General features: G+C 46.6%; 19 protein-coding genes and 10 tRNA genes. 27 read left to right on the forward strand and 2 right to left on the reverse strand.

What is annotated here, in order from left to right:
• The first annotated feature begins 92 nt into the window (after positions 1 to 92).
• The 10 genes from IEX62_RS13600 to IEX62_RS13645 all read left to right on the forward strand — a co-directional run bounded on the left by IEX62_RS13600 (position 93) and on the right by IEX62_RS13645 (position 1,080).
• Positions 93 to 168: transfer RNA gene (locus tag IEX62_RS13600), tRNA-Asn, on the forward strand.
• Between the two features lie 3 nt (positions 169 to 171).
• A tRNA-Ser gene (locus IEX62_RS13605) sits at positions 172 to 263 on the forward strand.
• 91 nt (positions 264 to 354) lie between these two features.
• Positions 355 to 426 (forward strand) — tRNA-Glu (locus IEX62_RS13610).
• 6 nt (positions 427 to 432) lie between these two features.
• A tRNA-Val gene (locus IEX62_RS13615) sits at positions 433 to 508 on the forward strand.
• A 19-nt stretch (positions 509 to 527) separates the two neighbouring features.
• Positions 528 to 601, forward strand: a tRNA-Met gene (locus IEX62_RS13620).
• 7 nt (positions 602 to 608) lie between these two features.
• Positions 609 to 684: transfer RNA gene (locus IEX62_RS13625), tRNA-Asp, on the forward strand.
• A 56-nt stretch (positions 685 to 740) separates the two neighbouring features.
• Positions 741 to 815: transfer RNA gene (locus IEX62_RS13630), tRNA-Gly, on the forward strand.
• A 3-nt stretch (positions 816 to 818) separates the two neighbouring features.
• Positions 819 to 895, forward strand: a tRNA-Arg gene (locus tag IEX62_RS13635).
• Between the two features lie 24 nt (positions 896 to 919).
• Positions 920 to 999 (forward strand) — tRNA-Leu (locus tag IEX62_RS13640).
• 7 nt (positions 1,000 to 1,006) lie between these two features.
• A tRNA-Pro gene (locus tag IEX62_RS13645) sits at positions 1,007 to 1,080 on the forward strand.
• Positions 1,081 to 1,472: 392 nt separating this feature from the next.
• Here IEX62_RS13645 and IEX62_RS13650 read toward each other — a convergent pair.
• The gene (locus IEX62_RS13650) at positions 1,473 to 2,711 is read right to left on the reverse strand and encodes a cellulase-like family protein (protein ID WP_188776435.1); all 1,239 of its coding nucleotides are present in this window, start codon (positions 2,709 to 2,711) and stop codon (positions 1,473 to 1,475) included.
• 976 nt (positions 2,712 to 3,687) lie between these two features.
• Here IEX62_RS13650 and ruvC point away from each other — a divergent pair.
• From ruvC to IEX62_RS13735, 17 genes are all read left to right on the forward strand, one after another.
• Complete coding sequence (ruvC, locus tag IEX62_RS13655; protein ID WP_188776098.1) at positions 3,688 to 4,191, forward strand: crossover junction endodeoxyribonuclease RuvC; 504 nt, start codon at positions 3,688 to 3,690, stop codon at positions 4,189 to 4,191.
• Positions 4,188 to 4,808 (forward strand): Holliday junction branch migration protein RuvA, encoded by a 621-nt coding sequence (gene ruvA / locus IEX62_RS13660; RefSeq protein WP_188776099.1) that lies wholly within the window; start codon positions 4,188 to 4,190, stop codon positions 4,806 to 4,808. Before ruvC ends, ruvA begins: the two co-directional genes overlap by 4 nt.
• A 405-nt stretch (positions 4,809 to 5,213) precedes the next feature.
• On the forward strand, positions 5,214 to 6,230 hold the full coding sequence (gene ruvB, locus IEX62_RS13665) for a Holliday junction branch migration DNA helicase RuvB (RefSeq protein ID WP_188776100.1): 1,017 nt from the start codon (positions 5,214 to 5,216) through the stop codon (positions 6,228 to 6,230).
• A gap of 482 nt (positions 6,231 to 6,712) precedes the next feature.
• Positions 6,713 to 7,459, forward strand: coding sequence for a SurA N-terminal domain-containing protein (locus tag IEX62_RS13670; protein WP_188776101.1), 747 nt, complete (start codon positions 6,713 to 6,715; stop codon positions 7,457 to 7,459).
• A gap of 254 nt (positions 7,460 to 7,713) precedes the next feature.
• The gene (locus tag IEX62_RS13675) at positions 7,714 to 9,783 is read left to right on the forward strand and encodes a SpoIID/LytB domain-containing protein (protein WP_188776102.1); all 2,070 of its coding nucleotides are present in this window, start codon (positions 7,714 to 7,716) and stop codon (positions 9,781 to 9,783) included.
• 6 nt (positions 9,784 to 9,789) lie between these two features.
• Entirely contained in the window at positions 9,790 to 10,818 is a 1,029-nt protein-coding gene (gene queA, locus IEX62_RS13680; RefSeq protein ID WP_188776103.1) for a tRNA preQ1(34) S-adenosylmethionine ribosyltransferase-isomerase QueA, read from the forward strand.
• A 243-nt stretch (positions 10,819 to 11,061) separates the two neighbouring features.
• The gene (tgt, locus tag IEX62_RS13685; protein ID WP_188776104.1) at positions 11,062 to 12,201 is read left to right on the forward strand and encodes a tRNA guanosine(34) transglycosylase Tgt; all 1,140 of its coding nucleotides are present in this window, start codon (positions 11,062 to 11,064) and stop codon (positions 12,199 to 12,201) included.
• A 94-nt stretch (positions 12,202 to 12,295) separates the two neighbouring features.
• Positions 12,296 to 12,613: a preprotein translocase subunit YajC gene (gene yajC / locus IEX62_RS13690; RefSeq protein WP_188776105.1), complete on the forward strand. Its 318-nt coding sequence runs from the start codon at positions 12,296 to 12,298 to the stop codon at positions 12,611 to 12,613.
• A 193-nt stretch (positions 12,614 to 12,806) separates the two neighbouring features.
• Entirely contained in the window at positions 12,807 to 14,147 is a 1,341-nt protein-coding gene (locus IEX62_RS13695) for an ArsB/NhaD family transporter (RefSeq protein ID WP_188776106.1), read from the forward strand.
• 155 nt (positions 14,148 to 14,302) lie between these two features.
• Positions 14,303 to 14,554 (forward strand): post-transcriptional regulator, encoded by a 252-nt coding sequence (locus IEX62_RS13700; RefSeq protein WP_308422649.1) that lies wholly within the window; start codon positions 14,303 to 14,305, stop codon positions 14,552 to 14,554.
• Positions 14,555 to 14,791: 237 nt separating this feature from the next.
• On the forward strand, positions 14,792 to 16,285 hold the full coding sequence (gene secD / locus IEX62_RS13705; protein WP_188776108.1) for a protein translocase subunit SecD: 1,494 nt from the start codon (positions 14,792 to 14,794) through the stop codon (positions 16,283 to 16,285).
• Positions 16,275 to 17,186: a protein translocase subunit SecF gene (gene secF / locus IEX62_RS13710; RefSeq protein WP_188776109.1), complete on the forward strand. Its 912-nt coding sequence runs from the start codon at positions 16,275 to 16,277 to the stop codon at positions 17,184 to 17,186. The genes secD and secF overlap by 11 nt, the downstream gene beginning before the upstream one ends.
• A gap of 72 nt (positions 17,187 to 17,258) precedes the next feature.
• On the forward strand, positions 17,259 to 18,236 hold the full coding sequence (locus IEX62_RS13715) for a cation diffusion facilitator family transporter (RefSeq protein ID WP_188776110.1): 978 nt from the start codon (positions 17,259 to 17,261) through the stop codon (positions 18,234 to 18,236).
• Positions 18,237 to 18,253: 17 nt separating this feature from the next.
• Positions 18,254 to 20,662 (forward strand): single-stranded-DNA-specific exonuclease RecJ, encoded by a 2,409-nt coding sequence (recJ, locus tag IEX62_RS13720; protein WP_188776111.1) that lies wholly within the window; start codon positions 18,254 to 18,256, stop codon positions 20,660 to 20,662.
• Between the two features lie 26 nt (positions 20,663 to 20,688).
• On the forward strand, positions 20,689 to 21,207 hold the full coding sequence (locus IEX62_RS13725; RefSeq protein ID WP_188776112.1) for an adenine phosphoribosyltransferase: 519 nt from the start codon (positions 20,689 to 20,691) through the stop codon (positions 21,205 to 21,207).
• 238 nt (positions 21,208 to 21,445) lie between these two features.
• Positions 21,446 to 21,997: a cation:proton antiporter regulatory subunit gene (locus IEX62_RS13730; protein ID WP_373289134.1), complete on the forward strand. Its 552-nt coding sequence runs from the start codon at positions 21,446 to 21,448 to the stop codon at positions 21,995 to 21,997.
• Positions 21,997 to 23,205: a cation:proton antiporter gene (locus IEX62_RS13735; RefSeq protein WP_188776113.1), complete on the forward strand. Its 1,209-nt coding sequence runs from the start codon at positions 21,997 to 21,999 to the stop codon at positions 23,203 to 23,205. The genes IEX62_RS13730 and IEX62_RS13735 overlap by 1 nt, the downstream gene beginning before the upstream one ends.
• Positions 23,206 to 23,501: 296 nt before the next feature.
• Here the strand turns inward: IEX62_RS13735 and uraA are convergent, their stop codons facing one another.
• The gene (uraA, locus tag IEX62_RS13740; RefSeq protein WP_188776114.1) at positions 23,502 to 24,821 is read right to left on the reverse strand and encodes a uracil permease; all 1,320 of its coding nucleotides are present in this window, start codon (positions 24,819 to 24,821) and stop codon (positions 23,502 to 23,504) included.
• Positions 24,822 to 24,971: the final 150 nt, after the last annotated feature.

A 24,971-nucleotide genomic window follows, 5' to 3' on the forward strand; every position in this document is an offset into this window, starting at 1 on the left:
ACGTCGCCAAGCGAACAAGCAAGACCTCACAGCTTTATTCTGTAAAGCTGGCTTCGAAAGTGTAAGCTGCCGCTCGTAAGAGCGGGTACTATTCCCTGATAGCTCAGTTGGTAGAGCACTCGACTGTTAATCGAGTTGTCACAGGTTCGAGTCCTGTTCGGGGAGCCATACGGAGAGGTGTCCGAGTTGGCCGAAGGAGCACGATTGGAAATCGTGTAGGCGTCACAAGCGTCTCGAGGGTTCGAATCCCTCTCTCTCCGCCAGAAGCCCGTTAGTAATTAACTAATGAAATGTAAAATAAGGCTTGCAATTATGTAAGAAATGTGTTAAGATAATAAAGGTTGTTTTGAGTAAGGCCCGTTGGTCAAGGGGTTAAGACACCTCCCTTTCACGGAGGTAACAGGGGTTCGAATCCCCTACGGGTCATAATATGGAGACTTAGCTCAGCTGGGAGAGCATCTGCCTTACAAGCAGAGGGTCGGCGGTTCGATCCCGTCAGTCTCCACCATATATACTTTATTTGACGACGCGGGGTGGAGCAGTCCGGTAGCTCGTCGGGCTCATAACCCGAAGGTCACAGGTTCAAATCCTGTCCCCGCAATTAAAGTGGAACCGTGGTGTAGGGGTTAACATGCCTGCCTGTCACGCAGGAGATCGCGGGTTCAAATCCCGTCGGTTCCGCCATTTATAACTTATAAGTTTTAGTTATAATGAGGATTACAAAGAAACACATGCAGTATGCGGACGTGGCTCAGCGGTAGAGCATCGCCTTGCCAAGGCGAGGGTCGCGGGTTCGATTCCCGTCGTCCGCTCCATACGCGCCCTTAGCTCAGCTGGATAGAGCGTTTGACTACGAATCAAAAGGTCAGGAGTTCGAATCTCTTAGGGCGCGCCATTTATTTTTAAGTTTTTCACACTTGCCGGTGTGGCGGAATTGGCAGACGCGCGCGACTCAAAATCGTGAGGGAAACCGTGGGGGTTCGAGTCCCTTCACCGGCACTTATATCGGGATGTAGCTCAGCTTGGTAGAGCACCTGGTTTGGGACCAGGGGGTCGCATGTTCAAATCGTGTCATCCCGATACAAAAAAGCCATCATTCATTAAGAATGATGGCTTTTTATTTTATATAGGAGTTTATTGGTGTATAAAATAATGGGTTGGTTAGTTTTTGAATGTACATTGTTGAATATACACTATATAAAATGTATATGTATTTGATTGGTTTGTACGTATCAGATTGGTTTGTACGTATCATGGACATATATACTTCTTATTCTTATATGAGAAAAATACGTATATATAGATGGAGTATATAGGTGGAATACGTATACTGAGCGAATATACTTGATAATTAGTGAGCGTGCTTATATAAAAGCGAGCATACTTATATAAAAGCTCATTTTGCATAGAAATTACATGGAAATTTTAAGTTGTGCATATGCATCGCTGCATATATACATCAAAGTATTGATTTAACTTGTTAAAATGTACTGGTTCCATCTTTGTTGCCAGTGGATGTCTTGCCAGAATGGGTGATGAGGTGCACAGTTAGAGCATAGTGTTATGCCCCAGAAGTTCATTTTCATACTAAGCTGAATAGCATATTCGGCGATAAATTTTCCTACAGGGCCTTCTTCAAAGCTTGCATATAGTGGTGTATAACCGATATATCCTTCGCCTACAACGGCAGGGATATGCTGCTCATCTGCCCATGCGTGAATCTCCGTCAGACGTTCTTCTGCTTTGTTTAGCATCGCTTGTTTATGTTCTCCATAGTGATCGTATAAGTATGCATCCCAGCGATCGGGATCAGCCCAATCATGTACGTATAGCATTTTGGCACCTACAGGATTACCGTCTAATCTCCACGCTTGCTCTGATGGTAGCTGCCATTGTTGAATCGAAGGAGCATTTTCGCGTAATAGGCTTTGTACGAATGGATTAGGAAAAGGAGCATACTGTTCATCCAGATCCATGGCATCCATCAACTGTTGAAGCACACCTTTCAAATAGAGATGGAAATGAGCGACCTGAAAGTTACGAGGTAGAATCTTTTTATCATAGGGCTCATTGGCAGTATAGCAGCCTGTCATCAGTATATCCGGATGACGATCACGCAGTAACTGAACGGCTTCTTCTACATAAGGGGTAAGGTGACGAATCTGTTCACCGATTGGATGTGCAGGAATACCTGCTTCATCGGCAAGGGCAGTGAGTTGTCCAAATTCGATCTCGTTATGTAGCTCAGCGTAAGCGATCTGCTGCTGAAAGCCAGCTTGTTTTAGAAAATCGAGCAAGCTGTTCATCGAATGTGCAATTGTGAGGAAACGCTCGCCTGGTGGTATCTGTCGTAGTTCTTTACATAGCTCGGGCGATTCAAGAAAGCTGGGGCTTTGCTGATATTCCCAGGATGACAGGATAATGTAGCAATTATGAAGCCGTGCTTGCTTAAACAGCTCTAAAATATGCTGATGCCCGTCTAGCTCAGCGCCACCCGCACAATTGTACCAGCGACTTCGCTGACCAAGCTGTCCTAAGTTACTGAATCGCAGCTTTCCTGAACGTGGACCTTGCGATGTAAATAATAGAAAAGGCATTGCACAAATCCGAATTGTATTGTAGCCGCGCTCTACAGCTTCTGTAAAACGTGCCTGCAAGTCATGATAAGGCTCTCCGGGCATGGTCATTGTATACCAGGAAAAATCCCACATTGTAATAGTAAGACGCTGAGGTAGATGATTCGGTATGATCAAGGGAATAGCCACTCCTTTATGAATGAAATGAACTACATTTTTTTATATAGCTAGTGATACTTTCTCTATAGATAACTGTGTCAGCGATAGGTGCGTAGTAGCAGGATCGGTATAGAGAAGATAGCGCATATGGTTAGAAAAAATAAAAGATAGAAAATAAAAGATAAAAATGGAGAATGAACAATGAAATAGAAAAGACAGAAATTTAGAAAAGATATAATCATCTTATGTGCGTGTTCATAGCTATTTGGATCTGGTAGTCATGAAGTTGGTTCGATTGTTGAGTTTCGATTGCTGATTATATACAAAGAATTGTGACTGCGCTGGAATTGATTTAAACAGGTAGATGTAAGAATGAGAGAGGCTCTTAAGAATCAAGATTTTCTTACTATTAAGCTAACGTGAAATGGAATGGATGACAATGCAATAAACCGTGCGAAATGTTTGAATAATAGTGTTGATCAGCTGTCTATTTAATAGAGAAGAGGGCTTATGGACGATAGCTTTGTTGATATAACTGATTACTTTAATCACTCACAGGAGATATACTACATCTTTATTCTGGGGAAAGAAATGAAGCTAGATAGTATGCAGCAAAATTAAACGACGAGGAAAATGTAGGTATACATTAAGAGGTGCAACAAAGATATAGAAGACATCTATAAGATACATATAAAAGACTAAGATACCAATGGAGTAAATAAAGTTAGGGCATATTTTAAAACTAAAAATGATAGAAAAACCTAATTAAGCAGGTATATCGATTCACCAAGGGTGTATAACAATTCGCCGCGACCGCCATAGAAATTTTCTGGTATAATAAAAAAATGATACATATGTTCGCCTGTTTCGCTTATTATAGAGAGGAAGCCATTTTTCAACAAAGACGTTGGAGTGTGGTCTGAACGGCGGGTTACGTAAGGGAGAGATGGATTTGCGTATTATGGGAATTGACCCCGGGATTGCTATTGTTGGTTTCGGGTTTATCGATAAAAATGGTAGTAAGCTGACGCCGGTGCAATATGGCTGTATTCAGACTGAAGCCCATACACCGGAGGAGGAACGTCTACTCCATGTGTATGAAGGTATGGTGCAGCTGATCGAAAAGTATGAGCCACAGATGATTGCATTTGAAAAGCTTTTTTTTAATCGTAACGTAACTACGGCGATGTCGGTTAGTCAGGCGCGAGGTGTAGCTATTTTAGCAGCAGCGCAAAAGGGACTACCGATCGCTGAATATACACCAATGCAGGTGAAGCAGGCTATTGTCGGTTATGGTAAGGCAGAGAAGCGTCAGGTGCAGGAGATGGTGCGGATGTTTTTGAATTTGCAAAAGGTTCCAAAACCAGATGATGTAGCGGATGCGCTCGCTGTAGCTGTCTGCCATGCTCACTCCTATGTATTAAATTCCAAGTTAAATGAGGTATTGAAAAAATGATCGATTTTTTGCGTGGGCCTGTAGTTCATCTGGAAAATGAATATGTAGTGATGGATGTGCATGGCGTAGGTTATCGTGTATTTTGCCCGAATCCATTTGCAATTGCGAAGGCAGAGGGAGAAACGATCGTGTATATTCATCATCATGTACGTGAGGATGCGATTCAGCTGTTTGGTTTTCCGACTCGGGATGAGCAGAAGCTATTTCGTAAGCTGATTGAAGTGTCGGGCATTGGACCTCGAGTGGCACTTGGAATTTTGAGTGGTGGTAGTCCGGAGGGGGTAATTACGGCGATCTATCAGGAGAATATTACGTTCTTGACCAAGCTTCCTGGTATTGGGAAGAAGACGGCACAGCGTATGATTCTCGATCTGAAGGATAAGCTGGATGGTATCGGTGACTCGATCATGGCGACTGGACTGTTTGCAGCGACGTCGACAGCACCAGCTGTAGCTGGTGGCGATGTATGGTCAGAAGTGCGTGAAGCTTTGAAAGCTCTTGGTTATACCGATACTGAACTGGATCGGGTATGGCAGACGCTCAAGCATGAGGTGTTTCCAGAAGATACGGTGGATTCTGTTATGAAACGGGCTTTGAAGATGCTGTATACTGGTTAAGCACAAGCAGCACAAGCAGCACAAGCAGCACAAGCAGCATAAGCGCGGTAAATAAGATAAGTGACAGGAGCAATTGTGCATTTGCACTTGTACGCTTGTTAATAAGCGGTTGTAGCACTGCTTACATCCGTAAATAAAGACTGAGATACAACATGCTAATATCAAATTACACGCTTGTATTATAAAATCTTTTGTACTATAAAATCTGTACTATAAAATCGTATGATCAATATCAAGCAATAATATAAAGCAATTATATCAAGCAACTATAAAATAAGATAAAACAAACAATATGAACGATGAATAGGAGTGTACATCGTATCCATATATTATCTTATCCACGTATGAATAACGTATCGATGATGAAACAAACTTGCCGCAGGCAAGAAGAGGGGAGCGATTAAGATGACGGATGACCGCATTATATCGGCGAATTTGATGATGGAAGACCAAGCGGTGGAACTCAGTCTGCGTCCCCGTTACCTTGCGGAATATATCGGACAGAGTCGTGTAAAGGAAAACCTGAAAATCTATATCGAGGCTGCCAAGATGCGCGGCGAAGCATTGGATCATGTATTACTGTATGGCCCACCGGGACTGGGTAAAACAACGCTGGCGAATATTATCGCTAATGAGCTAGGGGTGAACCTGCGTACTACATCAGGGCCAGCGATTGAGCGTCCAGGGGATCTGGCTGCGTTGTTAACGAATCTACAGGACGGAGATGTACTGTTTATCGATGAAATTCACCGTTTGAATCGTTCGGTGGAGGAGGTACTGTATCCTGCGATGGAGGATTCGGCACTTGATATTATGATCGGTAAAGGACCAAGTGCACGCTCGGTACGTCTGGATTTGCCGCCATTCACGCTGATCGGAGCGACAACTAGAGCGGGACTGTTATCGGCGCCACTGCGCGATCGTTTTGGTGTAGTCAGCCGCTTGGAGTTTTATACGGTGGATGAGCTGACGTTTATCGTAAGTCGTGGTGCGGATATTCTCGGTATTGAGATTCTGGGAGATGCTGCTGAGGAGATTGCGCTTCGTGGACGTGGTACACCGCGTATTGCGAATCGTTTGCTCAAGCGTGTGCGTGACTATGCGCAGGTTCGTGGTGACGGGATTATTACACCGGAGATTGCGAAGGAATCGCTCAACATGCTACAGGTTGACCCTTGTGGTCTGGATCAGATCGATCATAAGATGCTGGAGGCGATGATTCATAGCTTCCGCGGCGGTCCGGTAGGTCTGGACACGATTGCAGCGACGATCGGCGAGGAAGGGCAGACGATTGAGGATGTGTATGAGCCTTATTTGCTTCAGCTGGGCTTTTTGCAGCGTACACCGCGTGGACGTGTGGTAACGCCAAAGGCGTATAGTCATCTGGGCATTCCGATGCCGGAGGATTTGAAGGGGAAGTAAGGTTATAGTCTAGTATAGGAGAAAGCTACAGATACATGAATGTGTATATCTGTAGCTTTTTTGTATGCTTATTTGGTTTTGATAGGCTCACACAGGAACGGGCACGAACGATTCTATTTTTAAGCAAGATACATCATAAAATGCATCTAAGTACAAAGTAATACATCCCATAGGCTGTAGCTCACAATTTAACTGGAATCGGTTTACTTCGATACCGGGCTATGAAATAATTCAATAAAATACATTTTTCTGGAAATCGTAGCCTGCCAATAGTTAGATGGATGTAAGCTAGAGAAGTCGACCCTATTAGAATTCACCTGTAAATAGTAATGGATGAATAGTTGTTTGTGAAAAGATGAATAGTCAGTAGTGAAAAATTGCTGGGTAGTGAAAAGCTGTTGATTTGTTTTAATTAATAGAAACGAACAAAATAAGCAACATCAAGTACATACGATGTTCTAGTAAACAGGAGGTTGATTGGGATGAACAAGAAAGTTATTGTGATGGCATTAGGTATTATAGTCGTAACTGCGGCTGGAGTAGCTGTTGGGAGGTACGGAGGAGCACAGCCGTCAAAGGAACAAGTGGCTGCACAGCGGCAGGCAGTTATGCAAACAACGTTTGATCAGCTGAAGTCGAAGGAGGGTCAGAAGGGCTCTATATTTGGAGAATCTACGCATTCGTCAAACCATGCACTGATTGTGGAAGGCGACAGCATCCACGTTTCCAAACAGGAATTTGATTTTTACAAAGCAAATGTAGAAATGGTGACAACGCTCAATCAGCTACAGCAGGGAACAGATAGCTCTGTAAATATTGGAACGGATGCTGAACTACTGAATCAATTATTGAAAAAAGAGCTGGCTGCCCAATATGCACAGAAACTAGGCATTACCGTCTCGGAGCAAGAAATGGCACAAATGGTGAAGACTGAAAAGGATCGTTTATATGATCCTGCGCTGGCAAGCAAAGGTAACGACCAGCAGCTTATTCAGCAAATTATGAAGAGTAGGATCGCATTGACCGGACTTAGCGAACAGGAATTTTGGAATAGTAAGCAGATCCAGCAGCAATATGGACAAACGATCTATATCAGCAAGCTGTATGATGAGCTATTGAAAAAGGGACAGATTGATGGGCCTGTTGCATTTGATGCCTTTCAGGATCAACTTGTACAGCAGCAACAGGGTCAATATACAATAAATACACAATTGTTTAACAAAAGCTAAATTCAATCAAGTTAAAAAGAGCTATTCACGATGTCGTATAGACGTGGTGGATGGCTTTTTTCCATGAGGAAGTCGTTTGTATACTCCCGTTATAGCCATCGTCAGCAAAAATCCTAAAAAAGTGTTATATTTATAACACGTATGTCTGGCAGAATTATCGTCAGGCATAAAGATGAAGTATAATTAAAGTAGATCGTCATGTCGTGAGTGTATCCTTTGAATGTTCAATCTATAATAAATCTTCTGAGGTGTGTATGCGTAAAACAAGTAGCTTTCTTTTGGCAGTGGTGATGAGCTGTAGCTTCTTCGGTCATTCTTCGGTATCTCATGCCAGTGAACCTTCGTTCGAAGAGGACGTGCGGGTGGGGCTCTTTTTTAATGGCGGTAGTACATATACGTCTATCGTGCCAGTCGTTAATGTAAAATCTGCTGCTAGTTTGCAGGTTGGGGTGACACAGGGCGGCGTATTTGATTCGTGGCAGGATATCGGTCAGCAGGCGAGCTTTGGCATTGACGGGTATCGGGTTAAGGTATTGGAAACGCCTAGCTTTGATACAGTGGCTGCTGGAATCAAATTACTTCAGCCAACTAGCGATAAGCCGATTGTATTCTCTACCTCAAAAGGTGGACAAACGGTGTATCAGTTGTATACAGGCATGTATGCTTCTGAAGCGAATGCACAAACGGCAGCCACTCGTGTCGCTTCCACTGCACGCTCATTACTGGGCGGACAAACGCCAACAGTGAAGGGTGGCATGCATCTGTCCGCAGGTAGCTTTGTAAGCTCAGCACAGGCGCAGGGCGTGCTTAATACGGCTCAAGCAGCAGGTCTGGATGCTTATATGGTCATGACTGGTAGTGGCTCTTACGAGGTCTGGATTGGTGAGGAAGCGAATGCTACGGCGCTTGCAGCGGTAAAAGCGACGGCAGCGGAAGCCTTACCTACAGCTCCGTTAACGACAGTGAGCAGCTCCACGCCTGCGTTAATTATGCGTCAAAATGTGACGTCAAGCGTAACCAGTCCGTCGCCGGTTAATCACTATATATTAAGCGGTACGAATGCCAAGTTGACGATTAAGGGCAATGCATCGGGTGCGCAGGTGACGGAGCGTTCTGCACGTACGTATCGTGGTGATTTTGAGCTGAGTAATTATAATGGTCAGCTCGCATGGGTGAATGTGCTTCCGATGGAACAATATCTGTATTCGGTCGTTGGTGGCGAGGTTTCGGCATCATGGCCTGCGGAATCGCTCAAGGCGCAGGCGGTAGCTGCTCGTAGCTATGCTCGTTTTCAAGAGCAGGGCTCCAAGTTTAAAATTGCTGATGTGGTTGATACGACACTCAGTCAAGCCTATAATGGCGTAGGTGCAGAAGATAAGCGGATCATTGCCGCAGTCGATGCTACAGCTGGCGAGGTCATTATGAAAAATGGCAAAGTGATCGAGTCGATCTTCTCTGCTAATGCGGGTGGCGCTAGCGCAGACACATCCGAGGTTTGGAATAGCGGCGGTGGCGATGTATTTGTGACCGTTGATTCCAAAGGCGATGAAGCGGCGCAGGCTTCACTCAAAAAGTGGTATCATGTGCTGCTGGATAATGGAAGCTCTGGTTATATACGCGAGGATAATGTAAAGCTGACTGGCGATAAGACATCTGCTGGGTTGGATAAAATGACGGTGACGACTAAAAATACCAATGTGCGTAAGCTTCCGGTTGTACAAAACAGCGTGCAGTCGGTATCGCAGCTGAACCCGGGCGATGAGGCGGTTGTACTGGAGGTCGTTCCAGAATCAAACAGCTATCAATGGATTCGTGGCCCTTTCAAATCAGCGGAGCTACTCGCTGCATTAAAAGGAAAAACGACGTCTACCTTACCTTCTACGATCACATCGATTCAGGTGAGTCAGCGCGGACCGTCTGGTCGTGTAACGGAGATTAAGATCAATGGGAGCGTCGTAAAGGTGAAGTATCCCGATATGTTCCGTTCGGCATTGAATAGTCTGCCAAGCACGCTATTTGATGTGGTGAGCACGGACAAATATACCGTGATCGGCTCTGGCAATGCACAGGATGAACTATCTGCTGGCGGTACGACATTGCTAGGCGCGTCTGGACAGGGTGCAGGCAGTACGAGTACGGTGATCTTGAATGGAGATGGCAATGCACGTGTGACTGAGCCAGGCGGCTTCCTGTTTACCGGTCGCGGTAATGGGCATGGACTGGGGTTATCGCAGTGGGGTGCCAAGGGTATGGCGGATGAAGGCGCCGATTATAAGGAAATATTAGAACATTACTATCATGACGTTGATATTGTGAAGGGATAAATGAACATGAAAGTGGATTTGTATGATTTTGAATTACCGGAGCATCTGATTGCACAGGTGCCACTCAAGGATCGAACAGCTTCTCGTTTGCTGGCATTGAACAAGCAAACCGGTGAAATTCGTCACCAGCATTTTGGTGATATTTTGGACTATTTTAATGAAGGCGACACGCTGATTTTGAATGATACACGCGTCATTCCAGCCCGTCTGTTTGGAACGAAAAAAGATACAGGTGCCAAAGCCGAGGTATTGCTGCTCACTCAGCTGGAGGGCGATCGCTGGGAAGCGCTCGTTAAGCCAGGTAAAAAGATCAAAACGGGTGCAGTCATCCAGTTTGGCGATGAGCTGGAAGCGGTGATCGAGGAAGAAGGCGATATGGGCATGCGTGTGCTCACCTTCCGCTATGAAGGTATTTTCCAGGAAATTCTGGATCGCCTGGGTGAAATGCCACTTCCTCCTTACATCAAGGAAACGCTGGATGATCGTGAACGTTATCAGACGGTATACGCGAAGCATGAAGGCTCGGCTGCCGCACCGACAGCAGGGCTTCATTTTACGACAGAGCTGTTAGAAGCGATTCGTGCCAAAGGGGTATCGATTGGCTTCGTTACGCTGCATGTCGGTCTGGGTACATTCCGTCCGATGAGCGTGGATACGATAGAGGATCATGTGATGCATGAGGAGTATTATTCGCTACCCGCGGAAACGGCAGAGCTGATCAACACGACCAAGGCTCGTGGTGGACGCATCGTAGCAGTAGGTACAACATCAGCGCGTACGCTGGAGACGGTAGCACGTGATTTTACAGGCAAGCCGCTGGAAGCAACAAGTGGCTGGACGCAAATCTTCATTTATCCAGGGCATACATTCGGTCTGGTGGATGCGATGATTACGAATTTCCATTTGCCAAAGTCAACGCTGGTAATGCTGGTGAGTGCGCTGGCTGGGCGTGACCATATTATGGCGGCGTATGAGGAAGCGATTCGTGAGCAATACCGCTTCTTTAGCTTTGGCGATGCGATGTTCATTTATTGATATATTCATATAAACATATATTGTGCTAAGTAGGGTGGCTCCGGTATAATAAAATGTCGGTGCTGCCCTTTTTTTGGCTGTGATACGAATGAAGGCAGCGGCAGAGGGTTTACTGTTTACGTAGAATAAAGAAGGGTGTCTGCGTCGAAACAGACACAGTTGCCGATAGATGCTAAGCCAGGTGACGAGCGTCCAGCTGGACGTGAACGAATATTTTAATGCAGAAAGAAGAGAATACATGTGATGTCTGGACCAATTCGATACGAACATATTAAAACCTGTAAGCAATCCGGTGCGAGACTGGGCCGCGTGCATACACCGCATGGTGTGATCGAGACGCCAGCCTTTATGCCAGTAGGTACACAGGCAACGGTAAAAACGATGAGCCCGGAAGAACTGAAAGAGATGGATGCGCATATTATTTTGAGTAATACGTATCATCTGTTCCTGCGTCCGGGTCATGACCTGATCAAGGAAGCAGGCGGGCTGCACAAATTCATGAACTGGGATCGTCCTATTTTGACCGATAGTGGCGGCTTTCAGGTATTTAGCCTGAGCGAAATGCGTAAGATTAGTGAGGAAGGTGTACATTTTCGTTCTCACTTGAATGGAGACAAGCTGTTCCTGTCGCCAGAAGTGGCGATGGAGATTCAAAATGCACTTGGCTCGGATATTATGATGGCATTTGACGAGTGCCCTCCATATCCAGCCGAATATGAATATGTGAAAAAATCGCTGGAGCGTACGACACGCTGGGCAGAGCGTTGCCTGGAAAGTCATACACGTTCACATGATCAAGGATTGTTCGCGATCGTGCAGGGTGGTATGCATGAGGACCTGCGTAAGCAGAGTGCACTTGATTTGACTTCGATGGATTTCCCGGGGTATGCTATTGGTGGACTGAGCGTTGGCGAGCCTAAGCATTTGATGTATCAGGCGTTGGAGTATACGATGCCATTTTTGCCAACGAATAAGCCGCGTTATCTGATGGGTGTTGGTTCACCGGATGCGCTGATTGAAGGCTCTATTCGCGGTGTCGATATGTTCGACTGCGTATTGCCAACACGTATCGCGCGTAACGGTACAACGATGACCAGTCAGGGACGTGTGGTTGTGCGTAATGCACAATATGCACGCGATTTTAGCCCGCTGGATCCGAATTGCGATTGCTACACCTGCCGCAATTATTCCAAGGCGTATTTGCGTCACCTGATCAAGGCAGACGAGACATTTGGTCTGCGTTTGACGACGTATCATAACCTGCATTTCCTGCTGAATCTGATGCGCGGTGTACGTCAGGCGATTATGGAAGATCGTCTGCTTGATTTCCGTGATGAGTTCTTCACGCAATATGGACTGCACGGTAATGACAAGGGCTTTTGATCCAGCCCATTGATGAGCGCAAGACCAATGATAGAAACACAACGGAGCCCGGGCGACCGGCTTCCGGTTTATATTTTAATAAGGGGGAAACACCATGTTTAATGTAGCAACTGCTGCAGGGGGTTCTAGCAACATGTGGATGTCCATTTTGCCGTTTGTACTGATGTTTGTTGTATTTTATTTTCTGCTGATTCGTCCGCAGCAAAAGAAGCAAAAGCAACGTAACCAGATGCTGAATGCACTGGGTAAAGGCGACAAGGTCGTAACGATCGGTGGTCTGCATGGTACAATTGTAGAAATGACAGACGATATCGTTGTACTGCGTGTAAATGATGTAACAAAGCTGACTTTTGATCGCTCGGCAATTAGCCATGCATCGGCAAAAGAAACAGCTCCAGCAGCTAAAGCCTAACCTGCTGTATCGCTATAGGGCGACAGGCAAGGTGGTATGATTCTAACAATGAATGTTGAACGGACTGCGCTTCTGCGTAGTCCGTTTGCTTTTTAACTATCGTTTATGTTGCACAGTGGAAGTACGTGCATAGGGAGTGAGTCTGCGGTAATATGAAGGTTGTACAAGGCAAGGATAGGGGGAATGAAGGCTAATGATAACGGAAATGATGAGCTGGCAGCCTACGGTTGCGCTCGTGATTTTTCTGGTGGCATATGCGATCTGGATGACAGGGCAGTTGAATCGAGCACTGGTTGCGCTAATTGCCGCTGTGCTTTTTTTACTGCTTGGTATCGTGCAATGGCGTAGTGCGTTTCAGCTTCATATCCAGTGGGATACGCTTCTATTATGGGCAGGGCTTCTGATAATGGCTGCTGTGATGGGTCGTAGTGGCTCGATACATCGGTTTGCGCTTGTGCTCATTCGTTATAGTGGAAGGCGCCCAGCATTATTATATCTATATATGATGCTGCTTGCAGGAGTCGGTGCAGCACTGCTTGAGCCTGTAACGATGATGCTGATCCTGGTGCCGATTATGATCGCGGTGGCGAAGGCATTTCGATTGTCGGCAGTGCCGTTTCTTATTGGTTCTGTACTCGCTACGAATATTGGAGGTACCGCAACATTAATCGGTCAGCCAGCGAATATATGGATTGGAACAAATAATGCTGAGCTTGATTTTGTAGCCTTTGTTACAGCGCTGGGACCGATTGTGGGAGTATTGTTTGTGTTGAACATCGTGCTCGTATGGCTCTGTTATTGTAAAGTACTGCGTATCCAGCCATCTCTTCTACAGCCTGAGCAATCATCCATCGTACCCGAAATAGTGAATTCATCGCATTCTATCGTAAGGCGCGCTGTCGTACCTGTATTATATATAGCAGTGATTATATTATTGGTATGGGCTTCGCAGCTTGGATGGGAGTCAGGCTGGATTGCAGCAGGTGGTGCAGTGGTATTACTCATTGCAGGTAAATGGACGAGTGGCATTCGTCCATCTAGTGTATTGAAGCAGTTAGAGTGGGATACGTTGCTGTTTTTTGCCGGGCTATTCATTCTAGCTGGTGGGCTGATCCAAACAGGCTGGATTATTGAAGGAGCTACCTATCTGATCGAGCTGACGAATGGTAATATGGGTCTGGTCGCAATGATTCTTTTATGGGTGACGGGTCTGCTGTCGATGACAATGGATCATATGCCATGGATCGCCGCCGCGATTCCGCTAATTCAGGAAACAGGTCAGCAGATGGAAGCAAGCTCAGCCGGGCTGCTGCATCCATTATGGTGGGCGCTTGCGCTTGGTGCAGGCATTGGAGGTAGTGGTACATTGCTAGGCTCAGCAGCTGGTCTTATCGCCGCCTCGATGGCAGAGCGAGAGGGACAGCGGCTACGCTATATTGAATTTTTACGAATTGCTTTGCCGCTGACCTTGCTATCACTTGTGCTGGCTTCACTCTATCTCATGTATGTGCTGATGCCTTCATCGGTAAGCTAATTCTACATTTTTATATGTAAAGTTTATGTAAAAAGCAGGAATTTGAGAAGGTAAGGGCGAAAGGTATAGAGTGTATTGTGTGCTGGACAGATCATCTGGCGGCGGTCATGTGAACAAGGCAGGATATGAAGTTAAAGGGAAGGTAGCTGGTGGATATGGATGAACTGAGCAATGCGGAGCTAACCGAGCTGATCGAATCGCTATGCCAGAGCAAGATTGAAGAATTTAAATTGCTTGGTTATGAGCAAATCACCTCGGAAGAGCTATGGGATTGCCTGAATAGTAAATATGCTAAGCAGGGAATGCCCAGACTGTATGAGCTGGTGAATGATATTTTATCAATGAAGCCGAATCAGTTAATGCACTACCTGACGATGTCCTCGTACAAAGAAGCAGATATACGGTAATTCCATTGCCGGGGGAACGTGATATGGATGCCGTTATCCACATATCCATGTACAAAATGCCTGCAATTGTCACATTTTGTTCGCAAAACGATCGACATTCATTGGACCAATGAGAAGCTGGGGCCGGTGTTTTACTGGCATCAGCTTGTTTGTTTTGTCGACCACCGGTAAATTGACTGTCATTTGTCGCATCGCTATAATAGGAATATTGAGAATGAAAGGGGAACCACACACGGGATGAAAAGACTCATCAGCTTCGTAGTCGTAATACTCGTCGTGGCCGGTGTGATCGGCTTAACGACACCGCTGTTTAAGGACATCCGTTTAGGCTTGGACCTTAAAGGCGGTTTTGAGATTTTGTATCAGGCTACGCCAACGACACAGGGGGAAGCAGTCACCAGGGAATCCCTGATTCAGACTGCAAAAAGTTTGGAGCAACGTGCGAATGCACTCGGTACAAGTGAGCCGGAAATCACTACAGAGGGAAGCGACCGAATTCGCCTTCGGATCGCAGGTGTAACGGACGAGGCTACTGTTCGTAAAACCATGAAAGAGCCAGCTGAGCTTACATTCCGCAGTATGTCGGGATGTCCAGTTGATTCTTTCCAATCGAGCTCTAAGGACCAAACATCGTCCACAGAGAAAAGCACTACAGACAAAGGTGCTGAAAAGAGCACAACAACTAGTAAATCCAGCGGAACGACCGAAACCAAATCCGGTTCCGACAGCAATGCCGTGTCTGCACAAACTGTAGGCTCTCCAGAAGGAGTAGAGGTAACGCCGTCAACAGGTGAGGAATCCGTTCCTTCCGATACGAATGCCGCTGCTGCGAGTCAAGATCCACTGAAAGTGTACTGTAAAGTGGAAATGACAGGTAATGACTTTAAGGAAAATGGGGCTTCAGTTGTATATAACTCGCTGAATCAGCCTGAAATCACAATTAAAGTTAAAGATGCTAAAAAGTTTGCTGAGATTACAAAACGTCTGATCAATCAGCCACTGGCAATCTTCCTGAATGATGATCTGCTGTCTGCACCAACAGTTCGTGCAGAGCTGACAGACGGTACAGCAAGCATCTCTGGTAACTACACCGTACAGGAAGCACAACAACTGAAGGATCAGATCAACCTCGGCGCATTGCCGCTGAAATTGACCGAGATCTATTCGCAAAGTGTTGGTGCATCGCTTGGCCAACAGTCGCTGCAAGATACACTGCGTGCAGGGATTATCGCGTCCATCGTCATTTTACTGTTCATGATCTTTGTTTATCGTGTACCAGGTCTAATTTCTGGCTTCTGTATTATCGTATACATCTGGCTCACACTGATGATCTTTATTGCAGGTGACTTCACATTAACTCTGCCAGGTATCGCCGCCTTCATACTCGGGGTCGGGATGGCAGTCGATGCGAATATTATTACCTTTGAACGGATCAAGGATGAGATTCGTACAGGTAAAAGTATGTCGTCTGCATTCAAATCGGGTAGCCGTAGCTCGTTCGGTACTGTTATCGATGCGAACTTGACTACAATCATTGCGGCAGCCGTAATGTTTGGTCTGGGTACAGGTGCAGTACGTGGTTTTGCACTGGTACTGATTTTCAACATTCTGGTTAGTATCGCAAGTAACCTGTTCTTCTCCCGCTATCTGTTGTCCCTGCTGATCAATGGGAAACTGATCGACAAACCGGAGTATTTCGGTGTAAAGGAGAGTGAACGCAGTGCGCTTTAAGTGGGACTATGATTTCGTTAAATTAAGCAAGTATTTCTACACATTCTCCATTGTAGTCACGATTGCTGGTATTATTTCACTGGCTGTGTTCGGATTGAACTATAGCGTTGACTTCCGTTCGGGCTCGAACGTGGATATTACGCTGACCAAGCCACTGACAGAGCAGCAGGTAAAGCCTGTGATCGATAAGCTGGACTTTGGTGAAGCCGCAGATATTAGTAATGGTAGTGCAGAGCGATTGTCCATCCGTTTTGAAAATGTACTGACGGATACACAGGAAAATCAACTCAAGCAAGCCTTCACAAAGGATCTGGATAGTGGCGCTTCGTTTGAAGTGAATACGGTAGATCCGACGATTGCGAAAGAGCTGGAGCGCAACGCGATCTATGCAGTTCTGCTTGCAAGTCTCGGGATTATCATTTATGTTACGATTCGCTTTGAATGGCGCTTTGCGGTGGCTTCGGTTGTCGCGTTGCTGCATGATGCGTTTCTCGTTATCTCGGTCTTCTCCATTTTCCGTCTGGAAGTGGATCTGACCTTTATTACAGCGGTGTTGACCATCATCGGTTACTCCTTGAACGATACGATCGTTATCTTTGACCGTATTCGTGAAAATATGCGGTTTGCCAAACAGAAAAACCGTGGCGATGTGGCAACAATCGTGAACAAAAGTATTTCTCAAACGATGACTCGTTCCCTGAACACGGTACTGACTGTATTTATCGCGTGTCTGTTCCTGTTCATTCTGGGTAGTGAGTCGATCCGTATGTTCTCGCTGGCGATGATGATCGGTCTGGCATTCGGGGCATACTCCTCGATCTTTATCGCGAGTCCACTCTGGCTCGTACTGAAAAACAAACAAAAGCCAAAAGCAAAAACACCGTCGAAGACGACGGCATAATCTTGCAAGCTTTCAACGGTGAAGCCGCGTCCTGTTATTGGCGCGGCTTCCGTTTGTCTTAGGAGGACATTAATGGATAACAAGCCGATCCGGCAACAGGAGCATGGATTATGGACATCGGTGCTGACAGGTTTCGTTTTGGCAATTGTAAAAGGTGTTGCTGGTTATATCGCGATGAATAAAGCGTTAATCGGTGATGCACTGTATACCGCTTCATCGGCGGCAAGCACGCTGGCAGAACGCTTGCTGCGTCGTAGCTGGAAAAGCCGTCGACGTGCGGCTTTGCGTTCAGAGCATCGTCCTGCCGAGGGTGTAGGCGCGTCCTTTGCACAGATGATCATTACTGTCGTTTTATTGCTCGGTGGGCTGGAAATTGCGATTGCTGCTGTACGTGATCTGATGGCACATGTGGAGCCAGAGCCTAAGCCATTTGCCATTGTGCTTGTCTTTTTGGCGATGGCGGTCAATGAAGCGGTATTTCGTTACCGTTATCGGTATATGTCCAAGCAAAAGAGCAATACGCTGGAGGAAATGATCGATACCCATCGCTATTCGCTGTATTCCTCAATTATTGTACTGGCGGGTATGCTGGGTACTATTGCTGCGCTGGAGCTAAATGAGGATCGACTGTATTATGTACAGCCTGTATCAGCGTTGCTTGTAGCGATAATTTTGTGGCGTCAGGGCTATCGTTTAGCCAGACAGGCGATCTATGGACGGCTTGTGCAGACGATGGAGCAGCAGGATGCTAGCGATTATATGGAGACGGTACAGCGCGTACGCGGCGTGATCGCGGTCGAGCGATTGCAGGCTCAGGAGCATGATCGCGGTGTACATATCGAGCTGGTGCTTGCCGTTAATCCGAATATTACGGTACTGGCGGCGGCAGAGATTGCGGAGTATGCTCGTAATTTGCTGTTACACCGATTTGATCATGTGAGCCGGGTACAGGTATATACGATTCCATATACAGGCGGCTATCCATATAAGTCCAATCATGATTGGGCCGCTCATTCGGATCGTTCGTCTGGCGATGGAATGCTTCACTGAAGGAGGAACTAAGCACCATGATTCATTCACAATATCACTGGAATGTAAAACACCCCAATATAGCGGCTGCACAGCAGCTTAGCCGCGAGTTGAATATCGCTCCGCTAACTGCGACGCTGTTAAGCGGGCGAGGGTATACAACACCAGCAGCAGCAGAGACTTTTCTGGAGAGCAGCTCGGGAACGAGTCATGATCCATTTCTGCTGGCAGGTATGCCGGAGGCGGTTGAGCGTATTCGCCTGGCGCTGGAACGTAGCGAGAAAATCTGGATTTATGGTGATTACGATGCAGACGGTGTATCCAGCACCTCACTGATGATTCAATTGATGCGCGTATTAAAAGCGGATTTTGACATCTATATTCCACATCGTGCCAAGGAAGGCTATGGCCTGCACAATCATGCGCTCGATCTAGCACATGAGCAGGGTGTTACCCTGATCGTGACGGTGGATACAGGCATCAGTGCTGTCGAGCAGATTGCGTATGCAGGTGAGCTTGGCATAGACGTTGTAGTAACCGATCACCACGAACCGCCAGAGAAGCTACCCGCAGCAGTAGCACTCGTCAATCCGAAGCTACCGTATTGCCCGTATCCGTTTAAAGGGCTAGCCGGTGTAGGGGTCGCCTATAAGCTAGCCCAGGCGCTGCTGGGCGAGGTGCCGGATTCCTGGCTGGAGATCGTAGCGATCGGTACGGTAGCCGATCTGATGCCACTACAGGACGAGAATCGGCGTATGGTAAGCATCGGTGTGCAGCAGATGAAGCAAAGCGCTTTTCCAGGTATACATGCGTTACTTAATATTGCTGCCATCGACCCGGCGCAGGTGAGTGCGACTCATATCGCATTTGCAATGGCACCACGTATTAATGCGAGTGGTCGAATGGAGCATGCCAAACGTGCTGTCGAGCTGTTAACGACAACAAATATGAGCTTAGCTGATCGAATTGCCTTTGAGCTGGATCAATTAAATAAAGAGCGTCAGGAGCTTGTCAACCGGATGGTGCAGGAAGCCATCGTCATGCTAGAAGCGGAGCGTGATCAACATCCACGCGGTGTACCTGACGTTATCGTCGTTGCTGGTGAGGGCTGGAATCCAGGGGTAGTGGGTATCGTTGCCTCCAAGCTACTGGATCGTTATTATCGTCCAACGATTGTACTCGGTATCGATCCTGAGACTGGAATGGGTAAAGGCTCAGCACGTTCAATTCCCGGCTATGACATTTATCGTGCATTGCTTGATTGTGAGGATGTGCTGGATCATTTTGGTGGACACCCATCCGCAGCGGGTATGAGCCTGCATCGGGATCAATTGGATGCCTTCCGCAGTCGTCTGAATGAACGTGCAGCACAGCTACTTACTGAGGAAGATCTGGTTCCACAGACAGAAGCCGATTGTGAATGCAGTGTAGATCAGATCACACTGGAAGCGGTCGAGGAGCTGGAGCGGCTCGCTCCATTTGGGATGAATAATCCTTTACCTAAAATTGTCCTACGAGGCGTTACTCTATCTGAAGCACGTGCGATCGGTAAAACGTCAGATCATCTACGACTGGTCGTCGAGCAGGATGGAGCTGTGCTTGAAGGCGTCGCCTTTGGTAAAGGAGAGCTAGCATCGCTGCTACGTGCAGGTGATCACATCGATCTGCTGGCAGAGACGAGCATTAATGAGTGGCGCGGTGTGCGTAAGCCGCAATTGATGGTGCAGGATATCGCTGTACCAGGCTTACAGGTCTGGGATCGCCGTGGTGCCAATGATTGGACAGGCGAGCTAACGACCATTCAGCACAAATGGTCGCGTTATATGGCAACCGAAATGGGACAATTCGGTGTACTGGGCGATGAAAAACGGATGGAAACTTTAAAAAGCCAATTGTCGGATGTATCCCTTTGGGGTTATGATAGACAAGTTGATATTGCGGCTTGCAATCATGTCTCCATACAGTATGGGGCAGAAGCCATACGCACATTATGTCTGTTATCATTACCAGCGCATATTGAACAATTGAACGTCATTTTTGCGCGCTTTACCAGCGTGGAAAATATCGTTCTGCTGCATGATCGTCCAGACCGTCAGGATCGCCTGCAAATTCCCGATCGGGAGCAATTCAAGCTGATCTATGGCTGGCTCGCCAAAAGCAGTGCTACCATTGCTGAAGAACAGAAGCTAATCCCGTATTTGAGTCAAAAAACATCCAGCTCGGTACGTATGGTGCAAATGATGCTGGACGTGTTTGAGGAGCTGAAGTTCATCGTGCGTCAGGATGGACAGATTCGCATGAACACAGCGCCTGATAAGCGTCCGCTCGGTAGCTCACAGCTGTACCGGGAGCTTGGCGAACTGGCTGAAATGGAATATATGTTATGTGAAAGTGATCTGCCACAGTTGACTTCATGGATGATTGCCCGTATGCAAGGCGTATCATAAACGCTAACTTTTAGGAGGAGATTTTTTTGGATTTTAAAGAGCATATTCGTGTCATTCCGGATTTTCCGCAGGAAGGAATCAGCTTCAAGGATATTACAACCCTGCTGCAAAACGGCGAAGCGTACAAGCAATCGATCGATGAGCTGAGAAAGCTGCTCAAGGATTTGAAAATTGACGTAATCGCTGGACCGGAAGCACGTGGCTTTGTTGTCGGCGCACCGCTGGCGTATGCACTGGGCGTAGGCTTTGTGCCGATCCGTAAAACAGGCAAGCTGCCATACAAAACGATTCAAGCTGAATATGCGCTTGAATATGGTAAGGATGTACTGGCTATGCACGTCGATGCGATTCAGCCAGGACAAAATGTACTGATCGCTGACGATCTGCTGGCAACAGGTGGCACAATTGCAACCTGTGTTGACCTGATCCGTCAAGTAGGCGGTAATGTGATTGGCGCAGCATTCATGATCGAGCTGCAAGACCTGAACGGACGCGAAAAACTGCCAGATATCGAGGTATTCACACTTACTCAATATCCTTTCTAATATTTACCATTATCAGCCTTCTCTTTATTATAATAAAGCAGAGCTTGATGGACGAGTCTTTTGAGACTTTTAAATGGTGATAAAAGCCAAAAACGAATTATAAATAAACCCGATTTTCATTGTCATCATGATGAAAATCGGGTTTTTTGGCGTTTTTTGAACAAAATTGCCTTAAAATCGACTTTTTGTTGAAACCTTATTAGGGATAAGCCGTATACAGTAGGGAGGCATGCTGCTTATGAGCGCATGGATGTTCAATGGGTATGCCAATTTTATAGAAAAAGGAGGGGGAAGTATGGCGATCATTCGCGAGACGGACTTGCCCGGTATTGGAAGGAAATTTGTAGTGGAAACCGAGGAACAGGATCATGTAGCGATCATTGTGCATGAGGATGGAAAGCGTGAGCTGTATCATCAACCATCCGATAGCCCGGACGATCATGAGCTGGTCATGTCACTGCACGATCATGAAGCAAGACAGCTTGCCAGCATTATTGGTGGGATGAGTTATCAGCCAAGCGCGTTAGAAAAAGCAGAATTGTCGATTTCCAAATTAACGATTGAGTGGCATAAGCTCAAGTCGGGTATGGGCTGTATTGGCAAAACGATCGGTGAGCTATCGATTCGTGAGCAAACCGGTACGGTGATCATCGCTGGAATTAGTGCAAAGCAGCAACAGATTATTCCAGGCCCGGACTATGTGCTACAAAGTGAAACCACACTCGTTATTGCCGGCGAGCGAAATGGAATTCAATTGCTCAAAGAGCTGCTCGAAAGGGGGAGCGGCTGATGGATTACATCGTGTTTGAGATCGGTATTGCGGTATTGCTCGTTGCCCTTGCAGGCTTGCTGGCAAGTAAGCTCCGCTTCTCGGTCGTTCCCTTTTATATTCTGGCAGGTATGGCGGTAGGGCCTCATGCGCCGGTATTCGGAATTGTCGATTTCCGTTTTATTCAGAGCGCTGAGCTGATTGAGTTTATGGGTAAAATCGGGGTTATCTTCCTGCTATTCTATCTTGGACTGGAATTTTCGGTAGGTCGATTAGTGAAGGCAGGGCGCTCGATTGCACTTGGCGGTACGATCTATATCGGTATTAACTTTACGCTCGGACTATTATATGGCTTATTGACTGGCTTTGATCTCAAGGAAATTCTGGTGATTGCCGGAATTACAACGATCTCGTCCAGCGCGATTGTAGCCAAGGTACTGGTCGACTTGAAGCGCACAGCTAATCCAGAAACGGAAATGATTCTGGGCATCATTATGTTTGAGGATGTGTTCCTCGCCGTATATCTGTCCGTACTGTCTGGCTTGCTACTTAGCGGAGCAACATCGGTTGGCGGTATTCTATTGTCAGCGGCGATTGCACTGGGGTATATGCTACTCATTCTCATCATTGGACGTAAGGCAGTGCCATTGCTTAACCGAGTGCTAAATATTCAATCTAATGAAATCTTTATGTGCGTGATCTTTGCAGCGTTGTTCCTGATCGCAGGCTTTTCGGAGACGATTCACGTAGCTGAAGCGATTGGCGCATTGCTCGTCGGTCTCGTGCTCGCAGAGACATCCCATATGCACCGAATTGAAAAGATTATTTTACCGTTCCGTGATTTCTTTGGTGCATTGTTCTTCTTTAGCTTCGGTCTAACGATCGATCCGTTGTCGCTGGGTGGAAATGCCGTATGGCTGGCGATCGGTGCAGTAATCATCACGATGATCGGTAACTATAGCGCAGGTATGCTGGCAGGAAAGACCGCGAATCTGTCTCCACAGGCATCCTCGAATGTCGGCTTGACGATTATGTCGCGTGGTGAATTTTCTATCATTGTGGCGAATCTGGGTGCAGCGGGTGCATTATCTGGCATTTTACAGCCATTTGCCGCGATCTATGTATTGATTCTAGCGATACTGGGCCCACTGCTAACTAAAGAATCGAAGTTTATTTATAAGGGTGTGGCACGCGTATTTCGATGGAATAAACAAACAAACAAATCCTGATGCTAGATAGCAAAGGGATGAAAAGACTGCATCTCATTAAAAGCGAATTATTTTCCTATAACACGTCTGGCCGACCTTGATAATGGTTCGGCGGCGCATCATGATTACGATACAGGCATGCAAGATCGTATTATAAGAAAATGACTTGCTGAGGATGGTTCTAATGACCGCAATATCCTGATCGCAGCTCAAATGAAAATAGCTCCTATCACCGAAAAGGATGATAGGAGCTATTTGTTCATTCTTCATTGTTATTGATGTAGCAGCACAGCATACAAAAGTAGCATCAATGCAGCTTAATCTGGAATTTTCGCTGGTGGTGCTTCATCGTTACGATCATTCGTCAATCCAGTCACCTGCAAAATGCGGAAGAAGAGACTGAGCAGAATGCCGACGATAGTAGCCAGTGCCATACCTTTGAGCTGTACCGTGCCTAATGTAACCGTCGCACCACTCAGACCGGTAATCAGGACAACCGTAGTCAGCAGCATATTTTGCGCTTTGGAGTAGTCGACCTTTTGCTCAACTAGAATACGCAGACCTGATGCAGCGATAACGCCAAACAGCAGCAGGGATACGCCGCCCATAACCGGTGTTGGAATAGCGGATACGGCACCTGTGAATGTACCGGAGAACGAAAGGACGATCGCAATAATCGCTGCACCGCCGATCACATATACCGAATACACACGAGTGAGCGCCATAACGCCGATATTTTCACCATAGGTTGTATTGGGAGTTGAGCCTACAAAGCCAGACAGAATTGTCGATAGACCGTTACCCATCAGTGAGCGATGCAGCCCTGGGTCTTTGGATAGGTTTTTGCCTACGATATTACTTGTAACCAGCAGGTGACCAACATGCTCCACGATAACAACCAGCGCTACCGGAATAATAGTCAAAATAACCGACAGATTGAATGAAGGTGTAGTGATATGCGGTAATTGCAAAAAGCTAGCGTTGGTGATCGGGTCTGTATTGGCAAGACCGAGCGGAAAAGCAAGGGCATAGCCAACGACGATACCGATCAGAATGTGGATGATTTTCGGAAAACCGCGGAAGGTAACAGCACCGATCAGTGTGACACCGAGTGTAATGAGGGATAGAGCGATCACACGTCCATCTGGCGTCCATGTTGCTGCGTCAGCGCCGGATGGAGCGATAAAGCCAGCCATCTGTGCAGCGACAGGAATGAGCTCCAGACCGATCAATGCGACGATGGCGCCCATAGCTGCTGGAGGGAAGACAACGTCAATCCAGCCGGTACCTGCATATTTTACAAGCAATGCAACCAGTATGAAAATAACACCTGTGACGATAAATGCGCCGAGTGCGAGCGAATAGCCGCTATCATCATAGCCGTACTTGGTCAGTACAAGTGTAACCGGTGCGATAAAAGCGAAGCTGGAGCCGAGATACGCAGGGATTTTCCCTCGACAGATCCATATGTAGATTAATGTACCAACACCGTTCATCAGTAGAATCATACCCGGGTCGACTTTAAATAGATTCGGCACGAGCACCGTACTGCCAAACATAGCGAACAGATGCTGTAAACTGAGCAGCAGTCCAGGGCCGAGTGGCAATCTTTCATTTACCTGAATTTCGCGTTGCAATGCATTCACTCCTTAATTATCGATTATGTTGTCCGTCCGCGGGAACCCCCGCAAATTTGCATCTTTACTAGAGTAATGACTTTACACACTTTTTTCAATATCGTTTTTCGCGTGAGGGATGTAAAATTTTCAATCACCGCCTTTCGACAA

It is taken from the genome of Paenibacillus hunanensis, assembly GCF_014645615.1.
In the GTDB taxonomy this organism is placed as follows: Bacteria; Bacillota; Bacilli; order Paenibacillales; family Paenibacillaceae; genus Saccharibacillus; species Saccharibacillus hunanensis.